Raw genomic sequence first — 15,884 nt, 5'->3', positions numbered from 1 at the left:
GGGGCGGAACTATGAATGACATTCTATTTGGCAATAACAACAAGGCTGTCATCAAAAAGCTGGCAAACCGCAGTTTTCGCAGTAACAAAATGCGGAATGTGATTGCAGCCATTGCGATTGCCCTGACAACTTTTCTCTTTACGGCAGTCCTGACCATTGGCATGGGTGCCAGTGGGACGCTGGAATACAGCATGGCAAAAATGATGGGATCATCTGCGGATGCTCTGGTACAGGGACTTTCCGAGGATCAGCTCCAGCAGTTAAAAGAAAACGCCATGTTTGAAAAGGTGGGCTGCTGGATACCAGTCGAAATTATGACCAACACAAACCGGCGTGTTGCAGAGGTCGATTATGCCGACCAGACTCAGTTGGAAATTCGGATGCTGACACCACGCACAGGCTCTGCCCCTCAAAAAGCAAATGAGGTTTTGGTTTCTGCCAATATACTGAAGGATCTGAACATCGAAGAAAAAATCGGGGCAGAAATTCCTGTTGAATTGAAGGTTCGTCAAAGTGGTCAGGTTTATCATTTTGATATGGTCGTATCCGGTATTTACGACACACCAAATGAAAAATCAGAATCGGTCATTGTTTCCAAAGCATTTCTGGAAGAAAACGCAGAAATGATGAGCGATATTGCTTTGGGGCGTGTTGGCTGTGGTATTTATACAGCCGATGTAGTAATGCGGGATAGTTATATGGTAAAGGACCGCATTTCAGAGCTTGTCCGCAATATTGGCGGTAATCCGGACGATGTCAATGCAGCTAACGCGGTTCGCGTTGCTCCTAATCCCATCGTTTCTAGTGAAAGCGGCCTTATGATGTGGCTGGTAGCCGGTGTTTTCGGTATCCTGTTCATGTTCTGTGGGTATCTGCTCATTTACAATGTATTTGAGATTGCTGTAACAAATGATATTCGCCAGTACGGCTTGCTGAGGACTGTGGGAACAACTTCCAGACAAATCAGGCGTTTAGTCAACCGGCAGGCACTGTACTTGTTCCTGATCGGTACGCCATTCGGTCTGCTTTTCGGCACATTGCTTGGCCGCAGTATTCTGCCTATTGCACTCCAGATATTTGCTGTTGATTTCAGCGGTGGAAATATTGAGGTCGGCACACTCCCATATTTGGGAATTATCGCAGGTGCAATCCTGTTCTCAGGACTCACGGTTTATATCAGCACCAGAAAATCGGTAAAGAAAGCCTCCCGTGTGTCACCTATCGAGGCTATCCGCTATGTAGAGCAGGACACGGTTTCCATAAAGCGAAAAAAGACAATTTCCGGGGCAGTCATTCCTCGCATGGCGAAGGCAAATCTTCAGCGCAATAAGCGCCGGACAGTCTTTATTGTGATTTCTCTGACTTTGAGCATTGTCCTCTTGAACTCGGTGTTTATCTTCAGCGGCAGCTTTGATGAAGATGCCTATATCGAAAACCAGACCCGAAGTGACTTTATAGTATATAGTCCAGGCATTCAGGCGGCGTTTGGAAATGACTTTGGGCATAACAGCACTGTTCCAGAAAAGGCAACAGAAGAAATCAAAGAACAGCCTGGAGTCACAAATGAAGTCTACCTGTACCGGAACACTTTTGAAGATGACCATATCTCTTGTGACTGGGGAACTCCCTATGTGGTTGATAACACATATAAGGAGCAGCGAATGTTGCCGGAACACCTCAATTTAGGTGTTTACCAAACAGAAAATTATAGGCATACTGTTGGGTTGACTGCGGATAACCACCCCCTCGGAAATGTATTTGGCTTTTCGGAAAACTTCTTCAATCGGCTGGACATTATCGAAGGTGAAACTGATTTATCTGTCTTAAAAGACAAACTTTGGAATGGTAACAATGTAATTTTAATGGGCGAATATGACGATCATGGTAACTTTGGTGGGGCAGATGCCGCCGATTATTGTGGATTATCAGTTGGAGATACCATTCAATTTTATGAAAATGGAACTCCAACCGAGGAGTTTACCATTATCGCAAAAGCCGTAGCTACTAATAGCGATATGACTATGACTGGCGGCGGTTCAAATATTGCACAAATAATAGAAGGTCCTAAAATTTTTATGGCTGAAAACAAATTTAAGGAGATTTATGAAACGCCTACCTTGTATGGTTTCCTTTTTGATGTAGAGGAACAGTACCAGCAGGAGATGGAAAGCTATCTGGCGCAGGATACAGATGTTGCCTATACCTCTATCCTGACGATGAAAGCAACTGTTTCTGGTGTTAAAAATGTCGTTCTTCTGATCGGCGGAGTGATCGGCGATGTGTTTGCCCTGGTGGGACTAATCAACTTCATCAATCTGGTTATGACAAACATCATTACCCGCCGGCACGAGTTTGCCACCATGCAGAGTATCGGTATGACGAACCAGCAGCTCCGAAAGATGATGATTTCTGAAAGTTTCTCCTATGTGCTGCTGGCCGGGATTGTCGGTACGCTGGCTGCTGGTGTGCTTGGCATGACATTGGTAAGGGCTTTTGTAGAAATCAGCCCAAGCAGTATCATGATGACATTCCAGATGACCTTGCTGCCTGCACTGATTATGCTGGTTCTCTTTTTGGTACTGGCATTTATTGTTCCCGTTGTCGCACTTCGGCTCTTTAACAATCGAAGTGTTGTAGAACGGCTTCGGGTAAATGAATAAAAGCAAAGGGGGGTGGACAAGATGAATGACATTCTATTTGGCAACAATAATTCCAAAGTGATTACCAAGCTATCCAAACGCTATTTCAAGAAGAATAAGGTCCGCAATCTGGCTGCGCTGCTGGCAATTATCCTGACTGCTTTCCTATTTACCTCTATCACTTCCCTGGCGTTCAATATGGCATCCTCCATCCAGCTCTCTCTGCAAATGCAGAAAGGCAGTAAAGCGGATGGCACTTTAGGGTATATGACGGAGGAACAGTACGAGCAGCTTGTAAACAGCGATTTTGTGGAGCAGGCAGGCCACCGGCGTATCATTGGCTATGCAAACAATACTTCCAGCCATTCCATTGAGATCAATTATGCGGACAGTGTGCAGCAGGAGCTGACCTTCTGTGTGCCTACTCACGGAGCAGCACCGGAGAAAGCGAATGAGATCGCCACTACGGATTTGGCGCTGAAGGCGCTGGGTGTAGAACCAAAGGTTGGCGCAGAGGTTCCGTTGGAATTTGAACTGCGGGGGAAAACTTATCATTATGATATGGTGCTTTCCGGCTGGTGGGAAGCAAGCAATGACTCTGTGAGCGTTGCGACTGTTTCAGAGCAGTTTATAAAGGAAAACCCCGATGTGGTCCAGAACACTTATGCGGTAGACCATGAAATGTCCGGCGTTACTTTTTCCGATGTCGTGCTGAAGAATAAAGCAAATGTTCAGCAGCAGTTGAATGAGTTCGTTTACTCCATTGGCGGCAATCCAGAGGATATGGGCGCAGACAATTTCATTCTCGCCTCTGAAAATCAAATGTCCCAGGGATTGACTTCATCAGAGTCCATCGTGTTTGCTGTTGTATTTATCCTGATGTTTGTCGTGTGCGGATACCTGCTGATCTACAATATCTTTGATATTTCTGTGATGCAGGATGTTCGTCAATACGGCCTGCTGCGGACGATTGGCACTTCCACACGGCAGATCAAGGGCATTGTGAACCGTCAGGCAGTCTGGCTCACGCTGATCGGGCTGCCCATCGGTCTGATCGCCGGTTTCTTTGCCGGTTGGGTGCTGCTTCCTGTCGTGACAGAAATCATCAGCCTTGAATCGTCTATGCTGGGGACATCCGTATCGACCTCGCCGCTGATCTTTGTTATCGCCGCTCTCTTTACGATCCTGACCGTGTTTATCAGCACCCGGAAGCCTGCAAAAAAGGCGGCAAAGATTTCTCCTCTGGAGGCGATCCGCTACACCGAGCAGAACGCCTATAAAAAGAGAAGTGCCAAGCGTACCAATGGAGTAAAGCTGTCCCGCATGGCCTTTTCCAACCTGGGGCGCAACCGCAGGCGTTCAGCGTTTATCATTATTTCCCTGCTTCTGTGCATCGTCCTGTTTAACTCTATCATCATTGTGACGCAAAGCCTTGATGAAGAAAAGTGGGTAAACCGTGTTACCAGAACAGATTTTAATGTCTATAACTCCGCCGCATTTAATGTAATGGAAAGCGTTCAGCACCATGAAGATACGCTCTCACAGCAGGCGGTGGATCTGATTGCCGGACAGCCCGGAGTTGAGGATGAACGCTATCTTTACCGAAATACAAAAGACGATAGAAATGTGCTGGTTGACTATGGGTTTGAAGATTTAAGCGGCATAGAGCTATTCCATGAGGAAGAAGGCGTCGTAAATCAAAGCTATCAGGGATATAGCCTGTATACAAGTTCTGATACCGAAAGGCGCTATTTTGGTAATGTAATGGGAGCCTCCGAAAATTTCTGGGCGGATATGCGTATTTTTGAAGGCGAAAAAGATGCTGAAACCCTAACGCAGAAAATGGCTACCGGAGAATATGTCATTATTGGCTGCCCCATGGACAAACTGACAGAGGAACCAAGGAACACTCCGCTGACCGATCAGTTACAGGTTGGAGAGAGCATTTCCTTCTACAAAGATGGGGAACTGGTCAAAACCAGCACCATCCTTGCAAAAGCGATTCTCGTGGGAACAGAAACCGAAACGCCGACAGGCACCACCGCCCAGGCACACATCGCCGCTGATGCTCCTTTTGTATATCTGCCGGACACTGTATTTAAGGAAATCTATGACGCTCCCACGCTGCTGACTTATGGATTCAATGTGGATGAAGCCTTGTAGCCGCAGATGGAAGAATTTTTGAGCAGCTATGTGAGCGAAAATTCTTCGGTTGCCTATACTTCCACCAAGTTGTTGAAAGAGCAGCTTGATTCAGTACGCAGCATGATTCTGGTTATCGGCGGTCTGATTGGCTGCATCATGGCCTTTGCAGGACTGATCAACTTTACTAACATGATCATTACCAACATCATCACCCGCCGCCATGAGTTCGCCACCATGCAAAGCATCGGTATGACCGGCAAGCAGCTTCGCCGCCTGATGGTCTATGAGGGCATCTATTATGCCGCAGGCGCAGACATTATCGGCGGAGCAGTCGCAGCAATCTTGGCTGTCACAGTGCTAAAGAGCGCATTGAATGGCCCTTCCATGTGGTTCTTTACTCTGAATATTACATTGGTTCCGGTTCTGGTCATTGGTGTGCTTTATCTGCTGCTGGCTGCGGTCATTCCGCTGATCGTTCTCCACTTCTTTAACAAGGGAACTGTGGTGGAACGACTGAGGACTTCGGAGTGAAATATCGCAAAAATGGCATGTGAGAAAGGATGTGAGCAAAATGGGTAAACTTCTGATTCTGTCCGTTCCTGATCATGAAGAACATATACTCGACAAAATCATGGAGCTTATTGCGGATGAGCCAGAGTTTATCCACCTTGCACCATCCCTCCCTCAGTCTGCACTTTCCTTCCCTGGTCTTGAAATTCGGCTGAAGGAGCAAACCGTATATTGCAACAGTACTCTCATCGCTCTGACTTACCATGAATTTGCAGTCCTTACATATCTGGCCCGTCATCCCGGTTGGGTATTTTCCGCTCATCAAATCTATGAAGCTATATGGTGCAAAGATGGTGAGCACTGCGGAACTGCCGTTTCCAGTATCATCAGTCAGATTCGTCGCAAGCTGACGCCGGACACGCCAAAAGGCGGTTATATCCGCACTGTACTGGGCAGTGGATATAAGTTTAACAGCTCTCCCTTTTAAGACAGCAAGAAAGGCTTCGAGACCGTAATGATCTCGAAGCCTTTCTTATTTCCATGAGACATGAACACTATAACTCAATCAACTATAATTCCTGTAAGAATACTGGTTTCAGATAATATTTAAAGAACTAATCCATTCTTGGATTGCTTCCACCAGTACATACTGCTGACGCAAGACAGCCATACCTGTTTCCGGAATGCTGGGGGTATTTTCTTTTTCCCGTATATTATCTTCCAAATAGGATTTTAAGACACTAACATTTCCCTGAATCTCTGCTATGCACGACTTTTGTTTTTCGGGCGGCAAGGAGTCCAAATTTACAATAACAGCGTTGAAGTCAAGAAAAATGTTAATCGGCTTTGCGGAAATCTCAAACATGAGGCGTTCAAATTCTGCTTCTCCAGCTTCTGTTAGGGAGTAAATTGCTTTTTCTGGCATCTTTCCTTCCTTTACGATTTCGCCTCGGATTAGTCCTTTTTCTTCCAACTGAATTGCTTTTTTATAAATAGATGGTGTACTGATTTTTACCCATTTTGATATTTTTCTATATTCTACTAATTTTTGAATATCGTAGGCACTCATTGGCTCCTTTTTCAAAATTCCCAACACGATCAAATCTATGGTAGCCATATGGACCACACCCTTTCGCTATGTTCTCTGCATGAAATATTACCGTCAAATCCGCTATAAATTATAGTAGTAGACTTTATACTTTTTGTCAAGGCAAATCGCTTCTCACCTCTTGACATCTACTATAAATTATAGTAGTATATTCATTCGGTAGTATACTATATTTTATACCACTATAATTTATATCTCTAAGGAGCGAAAGGAGTATTAACAATGAGTGAACGTAACAGCAAACTTGAGCTTTTGGGCAGTGCGCCTATCCCCAAAGCTCTGATGGCGCTTGGCGTGCCGATTATGATTGGGATGTTAATCAATGCCCTATATAATCTGGTGGATGCCTATTTTGTGAGCGGACTGGGAAAGAGTCAAATGGGAGCCATTTCTATCGTTTTCCCGTTAGGACAAGTCGTAGTTGGATTGGGACTAATGTTTGGCAACGGTGCTGCATCCTACCTGTCAAGACTTTTGGGACGAGGCGATAAGGATACTGCCAATAAGGTGGCAAGTACCGCTCTGTATAGTAGTCTTCTGATTGGCGCTATTATCATCCTTTTCTCTACAATCTTCCTTAAACCAATTTTGACTATGTTAGGCGCGACAGAAACTATCATGCCGTATGCTCTGACATATTCAAGAATTTATATATTGTCCTGTGTTTTCAATGTGTTTAATGTGACCATGAACAATATTGTAAGCAGTGAAGGTGCAGCAAAGACAACTATGTGTGCATTACTGTTGGGAGCTGTGTTGAATATCGGATTAGACCCTCTTTTTATTTACACTTTCAACATGGGGGTTGCCGGTGCAGCGATCGCCACTGCGATTTCTCAGCTGGTATCTACACTCGTTTATCTTACATATATTCTGCGAAAAAGAAGTGCATTTTCTTTCAGCTTAAAAGCATTTTCTCCAAATGGGCAAATGATGGCGGAAATCTTGAAAATCGGTGTACCTACTTTGGTATTCCAGTTGCTTACAAGTCTTTCGATTACCCTGATTAACCGTGCAGCCAGCGATTATGGCGATTCGGTTATTGCAGGCATGGGGGCAGTCACGCGAATTACTGCTATGGGAACGCTTGTTGTCTTTGGATTTCTGAAAGGGTTTCAACCTATTGCCGGATTCAGCTATGGGGCAAAGAAATTTGATCGTCTACGCGAAGCAATTAAAACCTCAATCATTTGGTCTACAAGTTTCTGCTTAGTCGTGGGCTTGGTGATGGCCGTTTTCTCCTCGCAGATTATCTCTCAATTTACCGAGGGAGATGTTCAAATGATTTTAGCCGGTCAAAAGTCCCTGTTTGCGAACGGTCTTACATTCGTTTTTTTCGGTTTCTACACAGTATACTCCTCTCTATTTCTTGCTCTGGGCAAGGGAGCAGCAGGTTTCTTTTTGGGAGCATGCAGACAAGGTATCTGCTTTGTTCCTGTCATTTTGCTGTTGCCTATGGTATGGGGAATGAACGGAATTCTATATGCCCAGCCCATTGCAGATATAATTTCCGTAGTAATCACGCTATTTATGGCAATACATCTTCATAAGGAAATATCCATAGCCGAAAATCATACTATTTCTGAAAAAAAGCAATAACCTAATTTTACTATAACGAAAGCCCGTATTCGCTGACAAAAGAAAAAATCATCGAACACTAAATATAAGTATATAGGAGGGGGATACACGCAATATGGGAAAACTCTTGATAGTGTCCATTTCTGACCACGAAGAACATATTTTTAATAGAGTCATGGCAGCCATCGCAGATGAACCAGATTTTGACCATATTGCCCCTCCACATTCAAGTCTTTCCTTTTCCAATTTGGAAATCTTACTGAAAGAACATGCTGTGTACTGTAGTGGCAATCTTATTCCTATGACCCAACATGAGTTTGCTGTCCTCGCTTATTTGGCTCGTCATCCTGGCTGGGTATTTTCTGCCAGCCAAATCTATGAGGCTGTGTGGAATGCGGACGGTGAACACTGCGGAACTGCAGTTGCCAGTGTCATCAGCCAGATCCGGCGCAAGCTGACGCCAGACATGCCGAAGGGAGGTTATATCCGCACCGTACTGGGCAGTGGGTATAAATTTAGCAGTTCTCCTTTTTAAGTCCATAAGAAAGGCTCCGAGACCGTAATGTTCTCGGAGCCTTTCTCATTGACTTAAATCTTAAACAATTTAATCGCCTTCAACAAAATAATGCTCAATTCCTGATACAGATCCTCATCCAGTGCTCCATCAATAATGGCATACTTGAGCAGCAATGGCCGGTACATCTGTAAAATCGCCGTAATGGCATCCTCGTTTCCAGCCTTGGCGCTGAGAAGCAGACATTCAAAATTCATCTCTTGTCACCTCCTTCAATGTTCTTTCTAATTTTCTGAATCGTCCTGTAGTAAAGCGCCGCTGCCCCTTTATAAGACAGTCCAAACTTTGCTCCCAAAGTATCAAAATCTTCTTCCCCCAGCGTTCGAGCCAGAAATATCTGGCGCTCCCGTTCATTGAGTTTTTGCAGGGCCTCCCAAAGCGCCCCATTCTCTATCACATCCATAAGCGGCAATTTGTCCAAAACCACTTCCTCCGAGCTGGGTTCGGATTCGTAGACCACTTCCACAGTACTCTCTATACTGCTGCACTTATAAAGCTGGAGCAAATAATCTTTTCTACGGCGCTTAACCGCCGACACCAAATATGCTGTAAATCTAAATTGCAGGTCATCTTCTGCCTGTCCATTGTTCCGTTGCCACATGGCTTTACCTCCAAAAGTCTCAAGAATTCCGATGGATTTCCTGAGCTTCTGGCGGTGACCTGCACCGGGCCAAAGCTGGTTGATATAAAGAAAAACAGCCAGCTTTGTACCAATGGACAAAACCAGCTGTTTCTTGAATTTCTGCATCGAGCAGTTCAATAGATGCCGTTCGGGCAGGTGGAGGTTTATCTTTATGTGAAGAAAACTCTCTTGCCCTGCCTCGACGATATGCCCCTATTGAGAGCCGTTCATGAAAAGCCGTGTGTCCTGGAGTTATGAAAGCAATGAACTGCTCGATGTCGTGGAATCCTTTCTCCATAACACCGTTACTCCCTGTCCGCAGTTATGCGAACGGCACACAGGCGGCCTGCATCATCCCCTTTCTTTCGCGATATGGCAGCGCAACGCTGCCGCCCTGCTGATAATTGTTAAATTGTAAAATAATACTTTTTTCAAATGCTGTTCCAGCTATTCTATATTAAAACAGGAGGCGGCCTTTATCCCCATCATCAGGATAAAGACCGCCCTGTACTTCCGATTTTCATTGGGTATCGTACTGATCTCATACCCCCACCTCCGCTTACCGAATTTTCATTGATTTTTGGGGTCACTGCCATAATTACAGTGTAACTGACAGTTTTCGGAAACTTTTGGAGTAGCATTGGAATATCCTTCGAGGAAAAAAAAATCATTCGACATTATATGACAAAACAAGCTCCAAAACGGTCACTGCATTTTCCCGTTTTGGAGCCATCCCTTTATTATTTCCATAAAGTTGCATCTTCTGTCGTTACCTGCGCCGTATCCGGATGGATATAAATGATTTGAAGTCCTTTCTTTTTAGCATAGTTGACAGTCTGCTGAGTTCCGGATCTCATATTGTTTGCATTATCATAAACAGCCACCATACAGTCGGCCTGATCCACCATAAAGTAATTGCGTTTTTTATAATTCTCACTTGATGGCATTTCACCCAGTATTAAAACCTTCGCTGCATATTTGCAAATAAACTTCATTCTCTTTTGGTGCCAGTCATCCCAGTCTGCATCATATCCCTCAAAGGGGAAAGCCAAACACAATTCCACATCTTGATACGCTGTCTGTTCTTTCATACGCAACAGGATCTCTGCCGCCCACATATCAGCTCCCATTGCTCCTCCAACCCAAAAGTATCGCACTCCCTGATTATAAAGCCGTATAAGCTGCTCCTGCAAACACTTTTTGATTCGCTGGCAGCGCTTGTCCTTTTCGTTATATTTGAACTTGAAACGAGTCGGCCTATGGCCTGTAATCACACACGAAAAACTGTTCATATGGTTCTCCTTTCCCGGCATCCATCTTCGTCTATTATACTTGCCATAGACGAGATAAATCAACCATGACCGCTTAATAATCCATGTCATAGCGGATAAAATGTAACTATGGCATGGAGGTGACGCATGGATAATCTACTAAAAGATATGGGTAAACGGATCTTCGACCGGAGGAAACAACTGAATATGACCCAGGAAACTCTGGCAGAGCTGGCTCATGTCACACCACAGACCATCTCCACCGCAGAACTGGGACAAAAGGCTATGCGACCTGAAACAATCCTCAAAGTCTGTGATGCACTCAACATCAGCACCGAGTACTTGTTACGAGGCATCATCACAGAAACAGATTCCTCCCTTCTCATGGCGAAGATTTCCACACTAACGCCCAAACAATACAGGCATTTTGAAGATATTTTAGACAGCTTTATTGCGGCCATACAGGAAGAGGCATAGGAGCATCACTGGCTCCCATGCCTCTTTTGATTATCCTCTGCTGCGGAATGCAGATAAAGCGCTGGCAATCAGACTGCGTGTTCTATCGTCCATCTCAGTCTCATCCCCCGCCTCCTGTGTATCCGAAACAACCATAGGCGCTACTGGCTTCTCCTCTGTTCTGACTGGATGAATCTGCTCTTCTACTTTTTCCCTTCCCATCCCTTCCTGCCGCAAAATCTCTTTGACGATAGCCACCACCGCTTCTTTGCTGATGACCGAAGCATTTAGAGGTTGCGGCTCCTGCCCAAAGTGCTCATTATAGTAGACCACTGCATTTGCCACATACTGTGCTTTTGTGCGGGGACTCTGCAGCTCCAGTAGTCCAATGGCAGTCTCGTGTATAGGATCTCCCTCATTAAAGCGCAGCGTAAACCGTCCTCGTTCTTTTTTCTCGCCCATACCATCACCTGCCTGCTGTTTCAATCCGGTACAGATACTCATAGCCATCCGCATTTGCATTGATTTTCGGTACGAAGAATGGTGTTCCCACCTTGCCCGAAGTTTCAATCTGCCGCTTCAAAAGAATGGCGCCACCGCCTACAAATACTACCTTGCAATATTGCAAGTCTATCATACGCTCCCGCAGTGTGCTGAACAGGTCGCTGATAAATTCCTGCGCCATCTGTTCTGTCAGCTGTATGGCTGCATCCGGATATTTGGTCTTTTTCCCCATCAAGATGGCATCCACATCCCCTTCATCCAACAACAGGTCCAGTTCCGAATTCACCTTGGAACGCACCTTATTGTATAGCAGGATCACACCATTTTCTAACGAATCGCAAGAGGTAAGGTCGATCTCTCCGTTTTTCATTAGCAAATAGTCCGCAGTGAACCCACCAATATCTAGGATTACCGCTTTTGGCTCCTCCACAAGCGTATGGAGCATGGTGGCCGCTGCTGCGTAAGCCTGGGGAAAACAGGCAACATCTTCAATATAGATGGTGTACGGCTTGCCCTGCACCTCAAATTCTACCATTCCCCGCTGCCCAAAGTATTGCGTAAACCGCTCCACCTGGGCACCAAAGTGTGCCGGCGGCAGCCCTACTGCCAGTTGGATACGCTGAACCTCCGTGGAATATGCTCCCCTCGCTTCAATTTCACCAGCCAGAGCAAATAGAGTCAGGATAAAGAAGCGATCATCCTCCGTTTTATCTTTCCGATAAGGAATCCGCTCAGTAGACAGCGTATAGTAGGTATTCTGATACCTCAGCACATTCTGTCCAAAGGGACGGGTGACGCTCTGCTTCAGACCGGATACAAACGGCTCACAGTGTACCGTTTTAATTTGTTTGTTGCCATGATCAACACCAATTAGCATATGTAATGCCTCCTTCTTACTTTATACATATCCTTTACGCCTATATGACGCCTATTCTCAACAATCACGCTCTATTTTTAAGAAAAGGAAAAGCAGGAGACCTATAGAGGTTTCCCGCTTTCGCCTTCTGCATAGTATGCGCAGATAAAAGATTCGATTGTTCTATTCTGCTATATCCTGTGGAACTTCAAATTTGTATCCGCTCCCCAAGACAGTACGGATATAGCCCGCTTTCGGCATATCCGGAGTCAGTTTTCTGCGAATCTGACCAATGACGCTGGCAACGGCTGTTCCGCAGTTTTCACCATCCTCCCCCCACACTTCTTCATAGATCTGCCCAGCAGAAAATACCCAGGATGGATGATTTGCCAAGTATACCAATGTCGCAAATTCCCGATGGGTCATAGCAATCAACTCACCGTTTCGGTATACTGTCCTCTCCTTCAGCCGAAGCTCCAGCCCCGGAAAAACAAGAGTATTACAAGGGTTGGATGGTACAATATGGTCAAATCCTGACTCGGCTGCGATAATCTCCATAATTCTGCTGAGTACATATTCTTCATGGTCTGTTACCGATAATACAAAGATTTTTCCCATATATCCCTCCCTGACTTACTTTTCCTATTGCTTGAATGCTATTCAACATTCAATTCAATGCTTCCAGTAAAGTCCTCACACTCAATGCCAATATAATTTCCACCATCAGGAAGTGTAATTGTGTCACTATAAGTTCCGGTTGCTTCAATCAAAGTGACTGCTTCATCAGATCCGGAAATCCAAAATACTTTTGCAGTGCCTTCCGTAACCTCCAAAGTGCAATCAATAAACAGCTCCTTACCGGCTTCTCTCTTTATGGAAGTTCCTCCGAACAAATACTCTGTATCTGAAAAATTCTCATAGTCAGCCGTATAAGTTCCCGTATAATCATCAATCCCTTTTTCTTTTGTTCCTTCCAAAGATAACTTTCCTGTAAGCTCTATGGCTCCAGCAGACTGAACGATATTATTATAATGATCGAGAATTTCATCTTTTGAACAGCCAGAAAGCATAAAACTTCCCAAAAGGACAAATGCCAATGCTAAAACTATTTTCTTCATAAAATCATCACCAGCCTTTCTTTGGTGCTACCTTTTTGGCCTTTTTCTTTGTTTGGGTTGCTTCTCGCTCTTTCATACACAAAATCAAGATGGCAGAAATAACGACAGCAAGCACAAGACTGCAAGAACAGGTTCCGATATTCCAGTTGACTGCGGTATCATAGCTACGGTAGCCTACCATTCCGAGACTTGCGGTAATCGGATAAAGGTTTGCTAATGTCATATTTCCTGCAGCAAACATCCCTCCATATCCATAGACAAAAGCAATGATTACACCGACTAAAAAGCTACCTGCCCTCCGACAAGTAAGAGCGATAATCGGCAGAACCGCAAGATATAAAAAGAAATTAACCGTAGTAATCTGCAAGGTTGCTTTTAGAGCTAAGGAAATCTCAAAGCCGGGAAATCCCACAATCATTTCTGCTATGATTGTAAACAGACTGCATATCAGCCCGAAAATAATAGACAATACGCCGCACACAATCAATTTTCCGGTCAACAGTTTCTTAAAAGAGATCGGCACAGTCAGAATATTTTTCAATGTGTCATCCGCCTGCTCACGAGAAATCATATATCCAGCAATTAGGCTGATACACATCGGGAAAATCATGGACATATTGTTTTTGATGACCTGTTCTGTAAGATAGGCGAAATCCCAAACGGAACCATCATTCGCCATAGAGGTAAACAAGGTCAGCAGGACGGATAGGAGCATGAGCGCAACGCCCGCCCAAAGGATATGATACCTTTTCAATTTATAAAATTCTGTTTTTACAATGCGAACCATGTTTATTCCCCCCTCTGCTTATATAATCTGTCAATCAGTAAGAACGAAACTAATGCCATGATCCCAAGAATGAATACAACTTGAAATGTTGAAGGAATTAGCCCTGTCATTTGCTCCAAGTCCATTTTTATTCCATGAGCCGCCATATCTCCCGCACTCCAAAATGTAGTCAGTGGCGTGGGCAGAAGCCATAATATGGTTTTAGGCAGTGTGTCAAACAATGCCGTAGCACTCATGTTCAGAACACTGTAAAAGACACACAGCAAAATGGAAAAAACATAGGTCTTACTGAAAAAGACAACAAGAACAATCAACGGGAGTGTTCCTGCCGTAATGAAAATTCCTGTTTCGACTGCTAAAAACAATTTATAGCCTATTCCATAAACTTCCAATGTTCCAAATCCGCAAAGAATTGTTACAATGGTAGAAGCCACACAAAAAACAATTCCAAAGAGAAACAGGACAATAATTTTTGCAAGCACCATTTGCGTGCTGGTTACGGGAATTGTACGCAGATTTTTGAATGTGTCGTTGTCGCGTTCCATAAAAAACAGGATAGCGGCAATCACACCGATAATGCAGGGCAGTAAAAACTGGATACCATATCCTAACACCATGTTAAATAGTCCGTCGAAAGCATCTGCCTGATCCGTATATCGCTCCATCATAGAGGGCGTTGTCATCAGATAAGTCAGCGGGATTGGAAACAGGAAAGCAGCCAGAATAATCAGCGGAATAAATTTCTTCCGTTTCAATTTCAAAAATTCGCATTTGATTAGTTTAAGCAATTCCTTCGCCCCCTGTCACACGCTTGAAGTAATCTTCAAGACTTTCTTCACAAGTATGCGCCTCTGATACCTCCAATCCGTTTTCTACAAAGGCAGTTACAATTTTCCCCACAGGCAGATCAAGGTTGTGCAGGCGCAGATTGTGGTCGTCCTGTATGGAAAAATGGTTTTCATGGAAAATGCGTTCCAAAATTCTTGCCGCCTGCGCAGTATCAGAGAGTGTAAACCGGATATGCTTACTGCTTTTTTGTTCCAGCTCAGCAAGGCTTTCTTCTTCCAGCAATGCGCCGTGGTCGATAATTCCAATATCGTCAGCCAGCAGGGAAATTTCCGAAAGAATGTGACTGGAAATCAAAATGGTTTTTCCTCTTGCGTCGCAAAGCTCCCGAATAAAGGATCGTACTTCTGCAATACCGATGGGATCGAGACCATTGATCGGCTCATCCAAAATTAAAAGTTCCGGATCGTGCATCACAGCAAGGGCGATGGCAAGCCGCTGCTTCATACCAAGAGAATACTGTGAAAAGAGTTTTTTATCTTTGTAAGGCAGTCCTACCAGATCCAGGGCATCTTTGATAGCATGATTGTTGGGTACGCCCCGCAGGGTAGCAAAGATACGCAGGTTCTCTGTGCCGGTCAGATTTGGGTAAAAGCCAGGGGACTCAATCAGACTGCCAATACGGGGCAACAATTTCTTTTCATTCCCCTGCAAGGGCTTTCCCCAGATTTTGACCTCCCCGGAAGTCGGCTTCGTTAAGCCCAACAGCATTTTCATGGTAGTGGTTTTTCCGGCTCCGTTTCTGCCCAGCAGACCATAAATTCTCCCACGCTTCACATGGATATTTAAGTCAGCCACACTCTTTTGCGAGCCGTATTGCTTCGTCAGATTTTTTGTTTCAATGATTGTATTGATGTCCATATTCAAAAC

Annotated in this window: 18 protein-coding genes; 7 read left to right on the top strand and 11 right to left on the bottom strand. The window is 44.7% G+C overall.

The window, feature by feature from the left end:
• The first annotated feature begins 11 nt into the window (after window positions 1-11).
• From LKD37_RS00705 to LKD37_RS00690, 4 genes are read left to right on the top strand one after another with little or no spacing between them, the layout of a single operon-like run.
• Entirely contained in the window at window positions 12-2,660 is a 2,649-nt protein-coding gene (locus LKD37_RS00705) for an ABC transporter permease (protein WP_294462777.1), read from the top strand.
• Between the two features lie 21 nt (window positions 2,661-2,681).
• Window positions 2,682-4,802, top strand: coding sequence for an ABC transporter permease (locus LKD37_RS00700; protein ID WP_302927526.1), 2,121 nt, complete (start codon window positions 2,682-2,684; stop codon window positions 4,800-4,802).
• Window positions 4,803-4,808: 6 nt separating this feature from the next.
• On the top strand, window positions 4,809-5,315 hold the full coding sequence (locus tag LKD37_RS00695) for an FtsX-like permease family protein (RefSeq protein ID WP_302927525.1): 507 nt from the start codon (window positions 4,809-4,811) through the stop codon (window positions 5,313-5,315).
• 40 nt (window positions 5,316-5,355) lie between these two features.
• Entirely contained in the window at window positions 5,356-5,781 is a 426-nt protein-coding gene (locus LKD37_RS00690) for a winged helix-turn-helix domain-containing protein (protein ID WP_302927524.1), read from the top strand.
• 108 nt (window positions 5,782-5,889) lie between these two features.
• Here LKD37_RS00690 and LKD37_RS00685 read toward each other — a convergent pair whose 3' ends face one another.
• Window positions 5,890-6,411, bottom strand: a complete 522-nt coding sequence (locus tag LKD37_RS00685; protein WP_302927523.1) for a PadR family transcriptional regulator — start codon at window positions 6,409-6,411, stop codon at window positions 5,890-5,892.
• A 213-nt stretch (window positions 6,412-6,624) separates the two neighbouring features.
• On the opposite strand from LKD37_RS00685, the gene LKD37_RS00680 reads away from it, so the two are divergent.
• Complete coding sequence (locus LKD37_RS00680; protein ID WP_302927522.1) at window positions 6,625-8,001, top strand: MATE family efflux transporter; 1,377 nt, start codon at window positions 6,625-6,627, stop codon at window positions 7,999-8,001.
• Window positions 8,002-8,095: 94 nt separating this feature from the next.
• Window positions 8,096-8,515, top strand: a complete 420-nt coding sequence (locus LKD37_RS00675) for a winged helix-turn-helix domain-containing protein (RefSeq protein WP_302927521.1) — start codon at window positions 8,096-8,098, stop codon at window positions 8,513-8,515.
• 53 nt (window positions 8,516-8,568) lie between these two features.
• Here LKD37_RS00675 and LKD37_RS00670 read toward each other — a convergent pair whose 3' ends face one another.
• From LKD37_RS00670 to LKD37_RS00660, 3 genes are all read right to left on the bottom strand, one after another.
• Window positions 8,569-8,751 carry a helix-turn-helix domain-containing protein gene (locus LKD37_RS00670; protein ID WP_173885417.1) on the bottom strand — a complete coding sequence of 61 codons (183 nt, stop codon included), beginning with the start codon at window positions 8,749-8,751 and terminating at the stop codon, window positions 8,569-8,571.
• A complete protein-coding gene (locus LKD37_RS00665; RefSeq protein WP_302927520.1) occupies window positions 8,748-9,302 on the bottom strand; it encodes a sigma-70 family RNA polymerase sigma factor in 555 nt (184 codons plus the stop codon). Before LKD37_RS00665 ends, LKD37_RS00670 begins: the two co-directional genes overlap by 4 nt.
• A gap of 614 nt (window positions 9,303-9,916) precedes the next feature.
• A complete protein-coding gene (locus tag LKD37_RS00660) occupies window positions 9,917-10,468 on the bottom strand; it encodes an SLOG family protein (protein ID WP_302927519.1) in 552 nt (183 codons plus the stop codon).
• Window positions 10,469-10,594: 126 nt separating this feature from the next.
• On the opposite strand from LKD37_RS00660, the gene LKD37_RS00655 reads away from it, so the two are divergent.
• Window positions 10,595-10,924: a helix-turn-helix domain-containing protein gene (locus tag LKD37_RS00655; RefSeq protein WP_154255923.1), complete on the top strand. Its 330-nt coding sequence runs from the start codon at window positions 10,595-10,597 to the stop codon at window positions 10,922-10,924.
• A gap of 30 nt (window positions 10,925-10,954) precedes the next feature.
• Here the strand turns inward: LKD37_RS00655 and LKD37_RS00650 are convergent, their stop codons facing one another.
• The 7 genes from LKD37_RS00650 to LKD37_RS00620 all read right to left on the bottom strand — a co-directional run bounded on the left by LKD37_RS00650 (window position 10,955) and on the right by LKD37_RS00620 (window position 15,875).
• Complete coding sequence (locus LKD37_RS00650) at window positions 10,955-11,407, bottom strand: hypothetical protein (protein ID WP_243863236.1); 453 nt, start codon at window positions 11,405-11,407, stop codon at window positions 10,955-10,957.
• The gene (locus LKD37_RS00645) at window positions 11,370-12,284 is read right to left on the bottom strand and encodes a ParM/StbA family protein (RefSeq protein ID WP_302927518.1); all 915 of its coding nucleotides are present in this window, start codon (window positions 12,282-12,284) and stop codon (window positions 11,370-11,372) included. The genes LKD37_RS00650 and LKD37_RS00645 overlap by 38 nt, the downstream gene beginning before the upstream one ends.
• 162 nt (window positions 12,285-12,446) lie before the next feature.
• On the bottom strand, window positions 12,447-12,881 hold the full coding sequence (locus LKD37_RS00640) for a winged helix-turn-helix domain-containing protein (protein ID WP_291018228.1): 435 nt from the start codon (window positions 12,879-12,881) through the stop codon (window positions 12,447-12,449).
• Window positions 12,882-12,919: 38 nt separating this feature from the next.
• Window positions 12,920-13,381: a hypothetical protein gene (locus tag LKD37_RS00635; RefSeq protein ID WP_302927517.1), complete on the bottom strand. Its 462-nt coding sequence runs from the start codon at window positions 13,379-13,381 to the stop codon at window positions 12,920-12,922.
• A gap of 7 nt (window positions 13,382-13,388) precedes the next feature.
• Window positions 13,389-14,168, bottom strand: a complete 780-nt coding sequence (locus tag LKD37_RS00630) for an ABC transporter permease (protein ID WP_302927516.1) — start codon at window positions 14,166-14,168, stop codon at window positions 13,389-13,391.
• A 2-nt stretch (window positions 14,169-14,170) separates the two neighbouring features.
• Window positions 14,171-14,956: an ABC transporter permease gene (locus LKD37_RS00625; RefSeq protein WP_302927515.1), complete on the bottom strand. Its 786-nt coding sequence runs from the start codon at window positions 14,954-14,956 to the stop codon at window positions 14,171-14,173.
• Window positions 14,949-15,875 (bottom strand): ABC transporter ATP-binding protein, encoded by a 927-nt coding sequence (locus LKD37_RS00620; protein ID WP_147574568.1) that lies wholly within the window; start codon window positions 15,873-15,875, stop codon window positions 14,949-14,951. The genes LKD37_RS00625 and LKD37_RS00620 overlap by 8 nt, the downstream gene beginning before the upstream one ends.
• Window positions 15,876-15,884: the final 9 nt, after the last annotated feature.

Source organism: Brotocaccenecus cirricatena, from assembly GCF_020687045.1.
Taxonomy (GTDB): Bacteria; Bacillota; Clostridia; order Oscillospirales; family Oscillospiraceae; genus Vescimonas; species Vescimonas cirricatena.
The sequence above is the reverse complement of the archived record's forward strand: the minus strand, read 5'-3'. Positions and strand labels throughout refer to the sequence as shown.